General features: G+C 41.9%; 8 protein-coding genes and 1 tRNA gene. 5 read left to right on the top strand and 4 right to left on the bottom strand.

Annotated features, from left to right (window positions below; all coding sequences use genetic code 11):
• The first annotated feature begins 52 nt into the window (after nt 1–52).
• Genes H8Z77_RS05480 through H8Z77_RS05490 form a run of 3 tightly spaced genes read left to right on the top strand, consistent with a single transcriptional unit; the run spans nt 53 to nt 2,131 of the window.
• Nucleotides 53–718 carry a response regulator transcription factor gene (locus H8Z77_RS05480; protein WP_177827858.1) on the top strand — a complete coding sequence of 222 codons (666 nt, stop codon included), beginning with the start codon at nt 53–55 and terminating at the stop codon, nt 716–718.
• Entirely contained in the window at nt 715–1,737 is a 1,023-nt protein-coding gene (locus tag H8Z77_RS05485; protein ID WP_286165464.1) for a sensor histidine kinase, read from the top strand. The genes H8Z77_RS05480 and H8Z77_RS05485 overlap by 4 nt, the downstream gene beginning before the upstream one ends.
• 10 nt (nt 1,738–1,747) lie before the next feature.
• The gene (locus H8Z77_RS05490) at nt 1,748–2,131 is read left to right on the top strand and encodes a response regulator (protein WP_186996411.1); all 384 of its coding nucleotides are present in this window, start codon (nt 1,748–1,750) and stop codon (nt 2,129–2,131) included.
• Nucleotides 2,132–3,169: 1,038 nt separating this feature from the next.
• Here H8Z77_RS05490 and H8Z77_RS05500 read toward each other — a convergent pair.
• Nucleotides 3,170–5,371 (bottom strand): helix-turn-helix domain-containing protein, encoded by a 2,202-nt coding sequence (locus tag H8Z77_RS05500; RefSeq protein WP_186996412.1) that lies wholly within the window; start codon nt 5,369–5,371, stop codon nt 3,170–3,172.
• A 363-nt stretch (nt 5,372–5,734) separates the two neighbouring features.
• Between H8Z77_RS05500 and H8Z77_RS05505 the strand changes: the two genes are divergently transcribed.
• Nucleotides 5,735–9,643, top strand: a complete 3,909-nt coding sequence (locus H8Z77_RS05505; RefSeq protein WP_186996413.1) for a family 78 glycoside hydrolase catalytic domain — start codon at nt 5,735–5,737, stop codon at nt 9,641–9,643.
• 446 nt (nt 9,644–10,089) lie between these two features.
• Nucleotides 10,090–10,166: transfer RNA gene (locus H8Z77_RS05510), tRNA-Arg, on the top strand.
• Between the two features lie 643 nt (nt 10,167–10,809).
• Here the strand turns inward: H8Z77_RS05510 and H8Z77_RS05515 are convergent.
• The 3 genes from H8Z77_RS05515 to H8Z77_RS05525 form a co-directional block, all read right to left on the bottom strand.
• Entirely contained in the window at nt 10,810–11,523 is a 714-nt protein-coding gene (locus H8Z77_RS05515) for a hypothetical protein (protein ID WP_186996414.1), read from the bottom strand.
• Between the two features lie 337 nt (nt 11,524–11,860).
• Nucleotides 11,861–16,297, bottom strand: coding sequence for a suppressor of fused domain protein (locus H8Z77_RS05520; RefSeq protein WP_186996415.1), 4,437 nt, complete (start codon nt 16,295–16,297; stop codon nt 11,861–11,863).
• A gap of 75 nt (nt 16,298–16,372) precedes the next feature.
• Nucleotides 16,373–16,699 carry a DUF5713 family protein gene (locus H8Z77_RS05525; protein WP_186996416.1) on the bottom strand — a complete coding sequence of 109 codons (327 nt, stop codon included), beginning with the start codon at nt 16,697–16,699 and terminating at the stop codon, nt 16,373–16,375.
• Between the last annotated feature and the right edge of the window lie 8 nt (nt 16,700–16,707).

Here is a 16,707-nt window from a genome sequence, read left to right on the forward strand (position 1 = left end):
GCGTCTGTTCCCGCAACTCTGTATATTGAGGAAGGTGGTGTGTTCTGCGGCTATGGCAAATATTTTTCTCCTTGAAGATGACAAAATTTTGAGCAAGGGCATTTCTATCGCCTTAAAAAAGGACGAGCATACGGTTACAGCAGTCTATGGCTATCTGGAAGCCTTGCAGCAATACCAAAAGCAAAAGTTTGATTTGTTCCTTCTGGATATTAACCTGCCCGACGGCAGCGGCCTTGCCCTTTGTGAAAAAATCCGTGAAACTTCTGAAACACCTGTTTTGTTCCTGACCGCCAACGACACCGAGGAAGATATGCTTTCCGGCTTTTCGGCGGGCTGCGACGATTATATTTCCAAACCCTTTCCTATTGAAGTTTTGCGGAAAAAGGTGCTGGCGGTCTTAAAACGGACCGGTGGCGGAACTGCCCGCGTCCGATACCGGGATTTAGAAGTGGATAAGGAAAAGTGCCTTGTTTTGATGAAGGGACAGGAAATACACCTGACCTCAACGGAATACAAACTTCTCCTTTATCTGATGGAAAACAGGGGCAGGGTTGTTACAAAGGCCATGCTTTTGGAACAGCTTTGGGATATAGACGGGAACTTTGTGGATGACAATACGGTGCGTGTGAACATTAAGCGGCTGCGGCAGAAGCTGAATGATGAAAAGCAGGAATACATTGTGACGGTTTTTGGTATGGGCTATACCTTTGGAGAATGACGATGAAGCATTTTGGAATTTACAGAAAACTGATTTTAATGGCAGGTGCTGCCACAGCGGCGGTATCGATTGGTGTGTTCTTTTTTATGGAGGACATTCTTTTCCGTATGCTTTTTATCGTTGCTGCTTTTGTGTTTTTATGCGGATTGTTGTTTCTGCTGGACTTTCTGCACAACCGCTATAACGATAACCTCTTGGAAGAGATCACACTGCTCATTGAAGCTTTGGTGGAGCAGCAGGAACGGACGGTTTTTTCAGAAGCTGAGGACACCCTGACCGCACGGCTGCAGCACCAGCTTCTAAAGCTCCGCAATATTTTAAGAGCGCAGAATCAAATGCTGGCACAGGAAAAAGAGCATATTAAGACTTTGATTTCTGATATTTCCCACCAAATCAAAACGCCGGTAGCGGCGGCGAACACCTTTGCGCAGCTGCTCGGTGATACAGGATTATCCGACGAGGAGCGAAACGAATATATTGCCACTCTGCAAATATCCCTGGAAAAGCTGACCTTTTTGACAAACAGCCTGATTAAAATGTCCCGTTTGGAAAGTGGCATTATCCGTCTAAAACCCGAACGAAACAGCCTAAACGATATTGTTTTGCAGGCGGTAAAAACGGTTTATGCCAAGGCAAGGGGAAAAAACATCACCATTACCTTTGACTGCGAACAGACCTTTGAAGCCCTGCTCGATTTTAACTGGACGGCAGAAGCCATTACCAACGTGCTTGACAATGCTGTGAAATACACCTCAAACGGTGGTGTTGTGGGTTTAAAAATTATCGAATACCCATCCTATCTGCGGCTGGATATATCCGACAACGGAATTGGGATTCCCGAAGAAGAACAGGCAAAGATCTTCGGTAGGTTTTACCGTGGAAAGCAGTCGGCGGGAGTTGACGGCGTAGGGATCGGTCTCTATCTTACCCGTGATATTGTGAATAAGCAGAACGGGTATATCAAAGTAATATCTAATGAAAATGGCAGCATCTTTTCCCTATTCCTAAAAAAAGATTAGAGGCGAGAAAATGAAAACAATTTTGCTTGTCGATGATGACTCTTTTATTCGGCAGCTATTAGCGAAATTTTTCCAGAAAAATGGTTTTTCTGTTGCGGAAACAGATAGTTTACAGTCTGCAAAACAATTTCTCGAAATAGATCAAGCGGAGCTTGTAGGTTCGGATTTGAATATGCCAGATGGAAATGGTTTTGAACTGTATAACTATGTTCATCAAAATTATCTCGATATCGGTTTTATGCTTCTCACAAATGATTTGAGGCTATTCGTTTGCAATAAAGCAAATGAATACAGCATCCCAATTGAGGCGAAAAATTCAAATGTGTTGATTGAGAAAATAACAAAGCAACTAAATACAGGCTCACCCTATGAAAAACAAAGGCGCAACCCGTAGTTGACAAAGTGCATTTTCAGAGTGATAGATTAAAAAGTTCTGTTTTGATATAATATTATTAGAATTCAAACAGAAGGAGGTACCCTCTATGGCATTTGGTGAAAAACTATTTAAGCTGAGAAAAGAAAGAGGTCTGTCACAAGAGGCATTGGAAGAGAAGGTTAACACCACTTGTCAGGCGATTAGCAAATAGGAAAATAATCAAGGTTTTCCTGAAACAGAAAAGTTAATGATACTTAATAATATTTTTGAAGTTTCCATTGACTATCTTTTGATACACAATCAACAGATGGGTGTTATGTAAGCCGTGAAAAAGCCGAATCGTGAATTTTACACGAGAAAAATTTTTCCCGCAGAATAGCGATTGGTATTGGCATAATAATCTGTTCCGCTTTTTCTTTTCGGTAAAAATACGGTCGTCGGTCTGATTTTTTGTGCAATATGTGTTGTGATAGGACTTGGGATTATTTTAGTTACCTGTTTGTCAGATCACGATTATGAATATAAGTCACTTAAACAAAATGTACTAATGCTTGACCACAATTATTTGGATGACTTAAAAAAGCGCTACAGTTTTCTAAGGAAAAAGTACATTGGTATCATAATAGGGGGTTCTCTGTAGTACTATTAAACGGAATAATATTCTTTATTTCGATTGAGTTTTATAGTGTGCCCAAAAATAGCAGAGGTGCATAAAGAAGTATTGTAAAAATACTGACCTATGCCAAGTGAACGAGAAATAAGAAAACTCTATGTGAATGGACAAACCATTTAGAGTTTTTTGTTTATTTCACATTTCAGCGTCCACAGGATTCGCAGCCGTCAATGAAGGGGACGATCTTGGGGGCTTGGGAGTTATTTGGCGGGGAGAAAATCCGCCAAAATCGCAAACATGTATATGTTTGCATTGCTTGCTATATTGAAGTGGCTTGCTGAATAGTAATCACATCTGATGTTGCCACACAACGCAAAGATGTGCGTTCCGGCTTCCAGCTAAAGCACCTAAAAAAGCCCAGCAAAAAAGCTGGGCAAACAAATTTATTCTTTTGGTTTGTTTTTCCGCATAGCGGCGGGAGAATTTCCAAACTGCTTTTTAAACAGCCGGTAAAAATGCTGCAAGGTAGTTACACCAACCGATTCAAAAATATCCGCAATTGGTAAATCGGTATTTAAGATTAAATCCCGTGCTTTTTCCATACGTAAGGTAGTTAAATACTGGGTAAAGAAGGTGTTGGTATAATTTTTGAAAATACGACCCAGATATTTTGGAGAATAACCAAAGATATTGGAAATATAGGTAAGGGAAAGATTGGGGTTGCTGTAGTTTTCATTTAAGTAGTCAATCATTTTTTGTTCAATATCCTGTTTGCTTTTGGATTTATTTTGGAAAGAAACCAAATAGCTACAAGCATCAAAGCACAATTGGGAAAGAACCGTCCTAGCATCCGATAGGCTGGATGCCTCTGTTATTTTATTGAGGATATCCTGATAATCAAAAAGGGTCTGGTTGCTGTCAAACGAAGTGATATGACTGATGACATTCAAGGCAATCTGAAGCAGGTAAATGGGGATGAGCGGACTAACTTTTCCCTGGAAATCTTCAAAGATTTGGTCTAACAATTTGGTAACCTTTTCGGTATCACAAGTGTTTATGCTTCCAATTAAAGCAGAGATTGTGTTGGTTGGGAACTCTACTGGATCTACTTCCTGAATTTCCGTAAGGATATTACCAGGTCCATAACAAATTGACATAAACATATTTTTTTGCATCTCATCATAGGAGTCTTTAATATCCTTTAACTGCGTTTGGGTCTGCCCTATAATATAAGAAGTACTAATTTCGGAATTTTTTAATGCATTTTGGCAATCTGTCAACACCTCTTTTAGAGCGATTGTGGTTGTATCGCCACACAGGATAAAAAACAGTTTGTTTTTATCCAAGTGCACACATAATGTTTTTCCAATTAATCCAAAAATGCTCTCAATTACTTCGCGGCATTTATGGGTTGCTTTTGTATGGTAGGAAATCCGATTATAATTATCAATTTGGCAAATAACAGGGGTATAGGAACCAATATAGCATTGTTCCAATTCTGTAATGGTATCCACATCGGTTTCGATATCCAAAATATAATCGGAAATCGCCATTTCATATGCTTTTTGTTTTGCTTTTAATCCTTTTTGAATCGCTTCATCCAATAATTGGGCGCCATCAAGCTGAGAATTCGAGGTTTCAGATACCTTTTTCACCAGTTTTTCATACGGGGAAAACGCACGGTATAAGATCAATAGGCAGAGGGTACAGAAAATCGCCAGTACCACAAAAATAGAGATGCCAATAATCAATAATGTTGGGAGAATCGCGGAAATAATATCCTGCTTTTGTATTACCCCTACAATATATAACCCCGGTTTTGGCTGATATCCACAACTAACCAAGCGGGATGGCTCATTATAATCAAAATATTTATTTTCCTCATCAAATGGACTATTTTTAAATTGAGCATCCAGGTCATAATCCTTTAATGATTTTCCAGTGCTTTGTAAAAAGTAATCCGATAAAATAACCCCATCGGAATTCACTAAATACATATTGCTGCCAGTATTTGTTACTATCCCATTCCGAATATCGGTATAAGAGATATTTTTTGGAAGGATAAGCCCGGATAAAATACTGACTCTTGTCACATGAGCGCACAATCCAGAAGCGATATAAGAACCATCCTCCGATATTTTTTGGTAGATCAAAGTACGATATTGAAATGGATTATTGGGGTCCATTTCGCCCTGGGCATTTGGAATCGCTACTGATGAAAAAACTCTGTCACTATTTGAAAAGTCCACTTCCGCACTGCCGTTCCTAGTTCCGAAATAATCCCCTTGTTCATCGTAAAAAACCGCTTCATCCCTTTGGGCAGAATATACCTCAATATATTCTGAAACAGATACATCAGTACGGTAAGTTAAAAATTCCTGTGTATCTTCTGGAGCATTAGAACCATCTAAAAAGTTTTTTAATGGTTCTTCCGTTACTAATTTTACAGCTTCCCTTTTAATCGTATCAAAAAAACTTTGTGTGTAAGAAGAACTTGCAACTTCAACCGATTGGCTTAGCTTATCCGCCATCATATGTTCAAAATAAGTATAATAAGAAACATCAATAATCGCATTAGATACAATAAAAATTAAAACAAAGACCAATACGATCAATAATGATAATTTTTTAAATACTTTAAACATATCTTTTCCTCCCAAAATTCCTTTTGCATCTATTTTATCATAAATTATCACAAAATGGTAGATTTTTATGAAAAAATATCCAAAAGAGAATATTGTACCCAAATGTTAACTTGATTTTTTACCTAAAAGTTAAGCTTTTACCCACTGGACAATATACAAATTGCATAAAGTAGTGCATAATAGCAATCAAGGCGGATGGCTCTCCACAAGTTCGGTATTGGGGTTAAAAAGTATGCTGGACATAAAGAATGGAGAAAAAATAAACCGCAAATATAAATGAGAAGGAGGGAAACAGTTTATACCAATTTTGGTATTCGCTTTATTCAAAAGGTAATCTATCATAAAGGAGGAAATTATTGTATTATGAAGAACAAAAAATGGGCAAAAGTTTTATCTGCACTGGTTGCAACTTCATTAACAATGACAACACTAATGGCTAGCATTAATGTATCAGCAACACCAGATACAAACGTAAACCTGAAAGATTTAACTGTTGAATATGTGGATTCCCCAGAAGGAATTGATGTTGAAGCTCCACGTTTTGGTTGGAAAATGGATTCCAACTTGGTTGGCGCAGAACAAACTGCTTATCAGATTGTAGTAAAAGATACAGATGGTAATCTGGCTTGGGATAGCGGAAAAGTAAACAGCGATAACAGTATTGCTGTTGAATATGCAAGCAAAACCCCATTGGCTCCAGAGACAGATTATGTTGTTTCTGTTACCTCTTGGGATAACTACGGAAACCAGGCAACTGCTGACACTACTTTTTCTACGGGTGTAGACGGCTGGGATGACGCAAAATGGGTATCCCCTGGCGAAACCGATTACGCAGTAGCAATGATGCGTAGCCCAAAACAGACCATTCAGGATAAAACTATCAAAAATGCGAAATTGTACATGACCGCTTTGGGTGATTACAAAGCGTACATCAACGGCCAATTGGTTGAAAGTGAAAAAGGCGAAACCGCATTTGATCCAGGCTGGGTAAACTATAACAACTATATCCAATATCAAACCTATGATGTAACTGATTATATCTCTGGCACAGACTTGGTATTGAGTGCTGAACTCGGTAGAGGCTGGTATAAGAGCAGCATCTCCGCTAACGGATACAAAGGTGTTGCTATTGGCGGTGAAGGCGATCTTGACCTAGCGATGATTGGTAAATTGGTAATTGAATACGAAGATGGCACAGAACAAACCATCGCTACCGATGATACTTGGGAATACAATAAAAACGGCCCTATCTACAATCACGATTTCTATACCAATGGATCCTTTGATCCAAACGCTACAACCGATCCAGATAACTTTGTAGACGGCGTTAAATGGGGCGGTGAAAAATACGACGCAAGCAAGGAAGTTCCAGGATGGAATTTACCAAGCTTTGACACCACACAGTCTGAAGACTGGAATGATGTTCGCATCATCACTTATAATGGAGATATCATTTCCAACAACGGTGCAGCGGTTGCTTACTATAATGAAGAAAACAACCAGTATCCTCAAACCAGTTCTTTCACCTACAAAGATTCTGAAATCAACTATTCTAAAGAAGAAGGTGGCACTTCTGAACATGTTCTGGGCGAAGTTGTAAGACACAACGTAGACCTGATGAATGAAGAAGTAACCATTCAACCTGGCGAAAGATTAATTGTAAACCTGGGCCAAAATATGGCTGGTGTTCTGGAAACCACTATGGAAGCAGAACCAGGTACTACTGTCGTATTCAGCCATGCTGAAATGTTAAACGATGGTAATAAAAACCCAGATATGCCAAGAGGCGGTAGTACAGGTCCAGATGGTACCATTTATACTGCTAGCCTTAGAGGTGAAAAAACAGCAGTATACAAATTTGGTGAAGAAGCTGAAGTAACTTATCGTCCAGACTTTACCTTCTTCGGTTTCCAATACGTTCAAATCACTGCTACAAAACCAGTTACCATTAAAAATGTTGTTGGTGTGCCAATTACATCCGCAACCAAACAAACTGGTAACATCACAACAAATAACGCAGACTTAAACCAACTGTTCAGCAATGTTCTGTGGAGCCAGAGAAGCAACTTCCTCTCCATTCCAACAGACTGCCCACAGAGAAACGAACGTTGTGGTTGGACAGGTGACGTACAGCTGTTTGCAGGAACAGGTACCTTTAACTTTGATTCTGTAGCATTCCTGCAAAACTATCAGGCAATTTGTGATGATCAGGCTGCTAGTTATAATGACCTTTATACCGCAGTTATGCCCGCTCAACAAGGTTATGGTAAAAATGTAAGTAGTGGTTGGAGTGACGTTGGTATTGTTCTTCCATGGACTCTGTATCAACAAACCGGTGATATCTCTATTATCGAAGAAAGTTTTGACCAGATGGATGCTTACATGGATGCAATTGGTCCAAATGGTGAAGGTTATAATGAAAATTGGTATGGAGACTGGGTATCTTTACAGGCTTGCTCTATCCAATATTTAAATCTTTGTTATCGCGCATACGATGCTCAATTAATGGCTAAAATGGCAGAAGCATTAGGTTATCAAGAAAAAGTTGATAAATACAACCAGATCTTTGATGAAACAAAAGCATTCTTCTTTGAAAAATATGTTGCTGAAAATGGAGACATCCTCAGTGCAACCGCTGATGGTAAATCCGAAGGTGATACTTACCACACCGAATATGTGGATAACTCTCAGACAGCTATTTCCTGGGCACTGAAACTCGGCTTCTACAAAGATGAAGCACACAGACAGTACATCATTTCCAAACTGTTGGAAAGCATTAAAAATGAAGATGGTTCCTTCCGTCCTGGCTATGCAGAAGATACTTTGGCAGTTGGATTCTTAGGCTTAAACGTAATCCTGCCATCTCTGTCCGGAAATGGCCAACGTGAATACGCTTATAAACTGTTACAACAAAATCAATTCCCATCCTGGTTGTACTCTGTAGAACAGGGCGCTACTTCTATCTGGGAACGTTGGAACTCCTACTCGAAAGAAAACAGCTTTATGGAACCTGGTATGAACTCCTTTAACCACTTCTCCTTCGGCGCTTGCTTAGAGTGGATGTACCAAGAAATGGCTGGTATCAGCAGAGATGAAGCAAATCCAGGCTTCAAACACATTGATTTAACACCTTCTATTGATACAACAGGCGGAATCAATGATGTTCAAGCTTCTTATGACTCTTACTATGGTGTAATTGAAAGCGGTTGGACTGCTGAAAACGGAAAATTAACTACTTATAATACCACTGTTCCAGCGAACACAACAGCTACACTTTATCTACCAGTTGAAGCTTCCGCAGTGGAAAACTTCACAAATATCACTGGTATCGAATTCACAGGTATGACCATCCACAATGACATGGAAGTTGCAAGTTTCCGCGTTGCTGCTGGTTCTTATAACTTCGCTGTTAACGATGGTGTTCTGACAGTTTCCTTAGCAGATGGCTACGTTCCAGCTGTAGAAACAAACAAAACTATCTTGAACGATGTAATTGATTACGCAGATGCACAAATGCAAGATGAAGCATATCAGAATGTAATCCCAATGGTTCGTGAAACATTTGAAGCAGCTTTGACAAACGCGAAAAACGTTGCAGCAGATATCACAGCGGACCAGGATACAGTGGATAATGCTTGGAGAACATTATTAAATGAAATCCATAAACTCGGATTTGTACAAGGTGACAAAGCTTCCCTTGGTAGTTTGATTTCCGCAGCAGGCAGCATCGAAACAAACCTAGACCGGTACGTAGAAGCTGGCAAACAAGAATTTGTTGACGCACTGAAAGCAGCTCGTGCGGTTTACGAAGATGACAATGCAATGCAAGCTGAAATCGACACAGTATCCAGTGCATTACTTGATGCTATGATGGAACTAAGATTTAAAGCAGATAAATCCGTTTTGGAAGATGTTCTTGCAGAAGCAAGCAAACTGGATGCAAGTGCATATACAGCAGAATCTTACAGCGTATTGGAAGCAGCAGTAAATAATGCAAACGCAGTATTAGCAGATGAAAATGCAACCCAAGACGATGTAGACTTAGCTGTAAATGCAGTAAGAACAGCAATAGACGGGTTGGTAGCAGTAGATGGTACCCCAGCTGAAACACCAACAGACAATGGCAATACTGTTGATGGAACACAAACAGGGCAAGAATCTACTACAACCAAAGCAAATGCAGCGAAAACAGGCGACTTTGCTCCAATTGCTGGAATCGCAGCATTGGCAGTTGCAGGTGCAGCATTGGCTATTACACGCAGAAAAAAATAATTAACTAACGTTTTCTTCTTCTCTTTTCTCTCAATATAATACAAAAGGCTGGTTTTATTAGAACCAGCCTTTTGTGATTATTTGTAACAATTCTAGAATATATGCCTACTAATAATTCATTCAAATTTGAAGAAAAAAAGTTTTAACGTTATTTTTATTATTCTTATTGAGAATGGTTTATAATACTTACTTCTCGATTTCATTAAATTACAGTTTTATCAAGGCCAACAAACTCTAAATAAAATCAGATTATTCCAATAAGAATCGTATCTTATTTTCAATTCGTATCGGAAAAGTATAAAATAGTTGCTATAAAAAAACTCTTGCGTTTTTATCACAATTATTATATAATATATAAGATATTTCTGTAACTCAGCTAGATAGATCGTCCACCTCTTAAGGTTGTAATGAAAAAAACGATAGGTAGCAGTTTTAATTGAATAGATGTCTCTGTAGCTCAGCAGGATAGAGCGTTCGCCTCCTAAGCGAAAGGCCGTGAGTTCGAATCTCGCCAGGGACGCCAGACGGAGTCTGGACGCAATTTGCGTTCAGACTCTTTTCTTTCGTTTGAACGAAGATGCTCCCGTTGGTAGCGATATCTTTTTTGTAGCATAAATCCAAACCTATAATTAACAATTCGCGACCGTAGATTTTTTTCTTTATTTTGAACTTTTATTCCCGCACTTGTAGCGGATATCTTTTTTATCAACGCTTCCCAGCAAAGATGCCGAAACTCCTTAATTTATCAAGGTTTGCGGCTTTTTTGTGGAAAGCCTCGGTTTGCTAACATTTGCTAACGAGATTTTACCTTTTGCTAAAAAAGGCGGTAAGTCATAGGTTCGAGTTTTTCCAAAAGAGTTTTCAAACATTCGTTAACAGAAATCGGATGGATTTGCAAATAACATCGCTCAAAAATTTCTATGAACCCTTGTTAATAAAAAAGTGTTTGGTTGCTGTGTTATGTTCTTCTATAAAAAAGTTTTTTCACATTTGTCCATATAAGATAACTGTATTATCATCAAAAATTATTTCACCTAATACTAATATATTGGATTTTTTTCTTTATCCGGCACGACTACTGGCTTTTTAAACAGCATTTGGACGAGAAACGGTACGCTAAGGTACAATTTTTTTATCGTCCAAGCTTTGATGAAACATCTTGTTGCTCATGCCTGTCCCCCTCTTCCTCTGAGAGCATCCTCCAGTTGTCTACTGACGGTATCCATGTAGAGATACACGCCATCCCGATCGCAGTGGTACAAGTTGGAATAGCTCGTACTCTCATTGGGGTGAATGGGGTTGGGCTCCACCACCTCGGTGGCTTCCAGAAGACCAACACCCAGCTCCGCCGCAGCAGTGAGGGCCTTTTTCAGCACCGCAAGCTGTCCACCACTCCAAAGCCTCTCCAGATCTTCCTGTACCTTCGGTTCCTGCTCCAGATTCCGTAAAAGCCGCGCAACCTGCTCTGGAGACAGGTACACACCGGAGCAATAATTTTCTATGATCCGATTTTCCGCCGGGTTAGGAAAGGCAATTGGCACCACCTGTTCCCATGGAGTGAAATACTGCGCATATTCTGGCTTTTCCTCCACCAAAAAGGAAAAGCTGCTCCCACGGGTGTAATAATAATCCCGGAAAAATCCCTGAATTACTGCAAGATAGAAGCCATGGCTCTTGTCAAACAGCTCGCTGGACTCTGTCCCAGCTCCGACCCGCAGAGTATCCAGATATTTTTTTGCATAGAAATCTTCCATTCCATGCTGTGTTGCAAAGATCAGCACCTTTTTCTCCTGACCTTGCTGTATCCATGTAAGAGGGGTAAAGTACCATTCCCGCATTTCTTCTGGTGAAATCGGGTGGAAGCTCACATCGTATCCCATAAAAGTCCTCCTTTCATTTCCACTCAGATAGTTCCTCCAATGAAATAATAATCTCTTGTAGTTCGGTGATTGTATCTTCCTACCTGAAGTGCGGTTTCTTCACTCTAAAACTGGTTTCCCCTAGCTAAGGATCAATCAGATTAAATATGGCTACTACAAGGGATAGATTTTACACCTTTCACTCTGTCTTTTTTCAGGAAGATAGGCTTTTATCCCTCCAAACAACTGCTTATAAAAGATATTATTACAGCAAAGTGCCATAAGGAAGCTGTTTTTACCATGAACTATATCTGAAAAATTTATGTTCAAATATTTATTCACGGATACAGCCTTCTTTCTAATCCCACCAGAAATACCAAACAGTGGATTGCCGCAACATATCTGCCAAAGCGCCCACAGTGGTATCCTCTGGTCCCTGATCGATTACATCGGGACAGAATCCATACAGTTCCACCGCCGTATCCATGGTCTTTTCCTCTGGAATGGGAGATGGAAGGTCAAATTCCAATTCATCATGAGTCATGGCAGCAGGAATAGCGCTGTATTGCTCGAACCAATATTTCGCCGCTGCCATCATCTCTGATGTATTGGGACATTCATTCCAATTACCAAAGGGCAGATAGGCAAAAATCTCCCATGGGTTCTTCACTGGGATTTTAGCCAGAATCAGCGGATAGGTCATGTCAGTACTGAAATCCCAGTAGCTGGAGAAACGGTCATTATGATAACCACCTTCCATCTTACCCAGAATTTCTTCCTCCCAGTCTATATCATCGTCCTCAGCCTCCGCCTTGCGCTGACCGATGAGTTCTTCCAGAACTGCCTTTCCATCCTGAACGGGAACATCAAGCATCTTTTTCCGGTATTCCACCACCTTGTCCGGATCAAAGGCATAATCATCTTTACCGTCGCTATCCGGGTCGGAATTCATAATAAGGCATTCCCACAGGATTTCGTCCACCTTGATGAGCACTGGTACAAAGCCCTCATGGATGCTGTCCCGCTTGGCGTAACTGTATGCCGACATGATGGGGTCATCATCCTTCATGGCAGGGAAATACGTGCATTCACAGTCTAAATACTCCATCATAGCCTTGGCGAGTTCAGAGGGTTCCAGAGTATCCTCATCAAAGTCCTGCCCCTGCCAGTTAACGAAACGTTCTTCAATCACCTTTGCTATGGTCTGATAGTAGTTCTCATCAAAGGGAATGAACAGGTATGCCTCATCCTGAATCTCATCGGAGTAATTGCGCTCCTGTCCAATGACACTGATGGCGTAGTTATCAATGTCACTGGGATAATAGGGGCTGTCCATCTCCCCATAATAATAGGAAGCAAACGCCCTTCCCTTTTTGTTGAACAGGGGGCCGATAAGTTGTCCATCCAGCTCATCCCGGAGAAACTCACGCAGATCTACACTGGCAGGATCAGCCTTGACTTGTTTTACCACTTCGTCGTATTTCTTCAGAAAATCCTCGTCCATTAAGTCACATTCCATGCACCAGCGCAGGTAGATGGCCATGTGGTTATAGGCATTGATTTCATCCACTGGCAGATCCTTTTCCTGAATAGTTTCTAGATGCCAGATTGCATCGTCCATTTCCACAACATAATCTCCCTCGTCATTACCGCTGCAAAGAGTACCTCTAATAATAGCGTCCTGGCGGGTAGGATTTACTACGAAGCTGATGCCTTCCATTTTGTCTAGTAGAGCGTCCGCATCGTGTTCCAGTTTATACTCCAGTTCATCCCGATAGAGAGGAATCACCTGATAAAAGTTGACCTCCTCGCCACCTGGCAGCAGACAGAGGCGACCACTCTCTTCGGTATTTTGAGGATCTATTAAGATCGCAGCGCAGAGCTCCGTATTCTCTGTGAAGGACGTTTGCTTGTCCATGGTGTGCCCAAATCCCAACCAGGTATCGCTGGCAATCGGCAGACGGGCCAATACCTTTAGCAGTCCAACGGGCCAATACCACTGCTCATCCTTCATAGATTCCTCATCTAGTTTCCAGTCCGTTGGCAGAGTGATAGCCAGTTCCGCCCGTTCCAGCTTATATTCTGCCAATTCCTCCGGCACATTCATACGGTGGGCTCCCATTCCCATGGTGACCAGTGTGTAATAGTCCCGCTCCTCGGAGGGCGGCACCACACAGATGTCCACATGGATGTCAGGAGAAACCAGCTCATGGAACACATGATCGAACTCTCCAAAGGTTCTCTTGATATGTTGCTCTACCGCAGACATTTCTTCTCCAGTATAAAGCTCTGGTTCATTGTTTTCTACTGAGGACCAGAAGGAATCCTCTACCTCTGTTCCGTCTGGATTGAGGAAAATTTGGAAGTATTCATCCATCTCCATCAACTTATAAAGTAGACCGATGCGATAGTCCAATCCAATCAACACGGTATCCAGGCGAGCCGCCCTGCCATCAGGATGATTCCGTTCCATCCATTGCCAGTTTTGAAGCCAATTCTTCAGCTGTTTCAACCAGTCTGTGCGCAACTTGGACATTCCGCCCTCATTCATCTGAAATATCAAATCTACAGTACGCTCGTTTACCAGATAAGGAAACTGGGTATAGGGCGAATTGGGCATGTACTGTTCCGGTTTTGGACCAAAGATAGCCCAAAAGCGTTCTAGCCCTTCTTGGTTGACTGTCATACAGGAGATAGAGTATTGCTTATCATCCGAATCCTCATCCATTCCCTGCTGGAGGGTTTGATCGGCATCGGGATTAATCCAGTGGTACTCCATTTGTTCCAGAGACGCTCCATCCTCAATTTCTTTTTTCAAAGTCAGAAACTCATAATCATTGGGTTCTAATGCAAGACCATGGGATACTGCCTCCAGAGCACCGGTTTTGTTTCCAAAGTGGCTGCGTAGCTTGCCTACTTGTAGCCAGATCCATGGGTAGTCCGCCTCTTCCTGAATACCTTTTTCTGCATAGCTCAGTGCTTCTTCCAGTTGTCCGCAGTACATTAAGGCCACCGAATAGCGATAGTACCACATGGCGCAACCTTTGGCATTTTTCTCCGAATTCTTCATCCATTGGGCTGCCTTGTAGTAATACCGGTACACATCCAGATTATTGCAGGCAAAGGAATACCACAGGGCAATCTGAAGATCCTGCTCAGCCTGATGTTGGGTGAATTTTCCTTCCTGTACACCTTGTTCTATAAAGTTCTCCAACCAGCTGAGCATCTGCCCAAAGTAGCCCGAAACTCCATCGTCAAAAGATGCTAGCGTTTCTATGTCCTCCACCGACAGCAAAGAGCCGGTTTCAGGATCAATTTCTGGCTCTTTTTCCTGCTCCCACAGACGGACCGCCCCCACATCCCGGCGGAATACATGAAAGCCTCCCCAATTCAAATCGGTTTCGGAAAAGAATTCTCTGGCCGCATCTAGCACAGCAGGAAGATCCCAGGCAATCAAATCCAAATACCCATAGTACAATCCTGTGGCGCCACCTAGGAAAGTAACTGCATCCGCTCCGGCGCGTTCCTGAATAGCTTCTTGCAGAGCATCCCGGAATTGCAGAATCTGTTCAGCTCGTTTTTTCTCTTCAAACCCAGTTAAAGGATAACACAAAAAACCAGCCACAATACCATTCTTATGGTACTCATCCATCGCATCGCTCTCGACACTCATATACTCATTGATCAGAACTGGAAGGCGATTAGAACCAATGTAGACATCCATCCGCCAGTCGGCATCCGGATCCTCTACTGGCTTTAGCTCATAGCCAATATAACTGTTGTCCAGGTAGTTTTGGGCATCATCCCACAGCTGATACCCCATATCACGAAGGGTGATACGCAGAGCAGACAGCATAGTGGATGTCCCCTCCTTAGGCTGCTCCATCAGTTGCAGATCGTTGATAAGTGCGATAGCAGACACTTCTCCCAAGACCTGATCAGTGAGTGTATAGGCCAGCCACCATGCTTTCTCTGCATCATCTTTCATCAACGGCAGCAGCTTTTTACTATACAGGGACAAGGAGACGCAATCCTGTTTTTTGTCCACCCAGACCTGAACATCCTCTGACCGGATCTCTGTTTCCCCTGCCCGGAGATAAAACCCTTCAGATATCTGACGTCCCACCAGAATATTCCAGTGCTCCAGCACAGATTCCGGTACATGGCGCTGGAAGTAGACCAGAGGGAATAGTTCAAGCCGATTTCCATCAGCGCTAAGAATTAGTTCATATTTTTCTCCATTGAAGCCCAGTTCAAAAGAGGGAGATGTAAGGGCAATCTCCAACACCTTACCGCACTTCTCCATCAGCTCTTCGCCCCGCTCCCGCAATTTATCGGTGTCCATAATCTTGCGCAATTCCCCTTCAATTCGGACAAAAGCGTTCCAAGCTTCCTCCGTTCTCTCTCGAAAATTCTTCTCAAACCTGGGCAGAGCTAACCGGCGGCGACAGTCGTCGATGAGGGTCTGAGTGTCCTCATCTCCAGGGCGGGCTGCCAAAGCTTGTTCAAAATACCGCAGCGATAGGCCTTCCTGGCCCAAGTAATAATAAGCATAACCTATACGAAAATTCCAGCAGTGATCGCCCTGGAAATATTCCTCATGGGGCTTCAGTAAAGTTATGGATTTTTCAAATAGTTCCCGATCCCCAGGATCTGCTAAGTTGCTGTATGCTCGAGCCAATTCACTGTCCATTTCGGGCGTGCGCTCCTCAGCGGGGATGTCCTCCAACGTGTCGATAATTTTCTGAAATTCGTCGTTCTCATTCCATTTCTGGCATTGTTCCAGCAGATTCATAAATCTTTCCTCCCATATCTGTTGTTTTCTACCATATTGCTTCTTATGTCTTCACTCATGCTTGAGGTAAAGCCATTACCAATCTCTCTCCCGAATGGCCTCCTCAGTTTCGATGGGAATACCGAACCATTCCAAGATGTATGCTACTGTTTCTCCTATGCAATCACGGGCTACCGTTTCGATTTCGCTGTCATTCTCGTCAAACTCATCTTGTAAATCATTGATAGCGCAGATCACCTCATCCAACTTTTTCTGCACAACCTTAACATTGATTTCTCCGCTCTCCAACAGATGAATCACTTTTTGAAGCTCTCCTCTCACTTTGTCTACCAAGAAGTCGGGAAAATATTCATCTTGGTACATCTCCTTTAATAGCGGATACTGAGGATCAAAGGGTTTCATACTGCTCT

The organism is Clostridium facile (genome assembly GCF_014297275.1).
Taxonomy (GTDB): Bacteria; Bacillota; Clostridia; order Oscillospirales; family Ruminococcaceae; genus Massilioclostridium; species Massilioclostridium facile.

Excerpts from the sequence above, each read along its gene's own strand:
- H8Z77_RS05480 (WP_177827858.1), top strand. The coding sequence starts at position 53 with ATGGCAAATATTTTTCTCCTTGAAGATGACAAAATTTTGAGCAAGGGC.
- H8Z77_RS05485 (WP_286165464.1), top strand. The coding sequence starts at position 715 with ATGACGATGAAGCATTTTGGAATTTACAGAAAACTGATTTTAATGGCA.
- H8Z77_RS05490 (WP_186996411.1), top strand. The coding sequence starts at position 1,748 with ATGAAAACAATTTTGCTTGTCGATGATGACTCTTTTATTCGGCAGCTA.
- H8Z77_RS05500 (WP_186996412.1), bottom strand. The coding sequence starts at position 5,371 with ATGTTTAAAGTATTTAAAAAATTATCATTATTGATCGTATTGGTCTTT.
- H8Z77_RS05505 (WP_186996413.1), top strand. The coding sequence starts at position 5,735 with ATGAAGAACAAAAAATGGGCAAAAGTTTTATCTGCACTGGTTGCAACT.
- H8Z77_RS05515 (WP_186996414.1), bottom strand. The coding sequence starts at position 11,523 with ATGGGATACGATGTGAGCTTCCACCCGATTTCACCAGAAGAAATGCGG.
- H8Z77_RS05520 (WP_186996415.1), bottom strand. The coding sequence starts at position 16,297 with ATGAATCTGCTGGAACAATGCCAGAAATGGAATGAGAACGACGAATTT.
- H8Z77_RS05525 (WP_186996416.1), bottom strand. The coding sequence starts at position 16,699 with ATGAAACCCTTTGATCCTCAGTATCCGCTATTAAAGGAGATGTACCAA.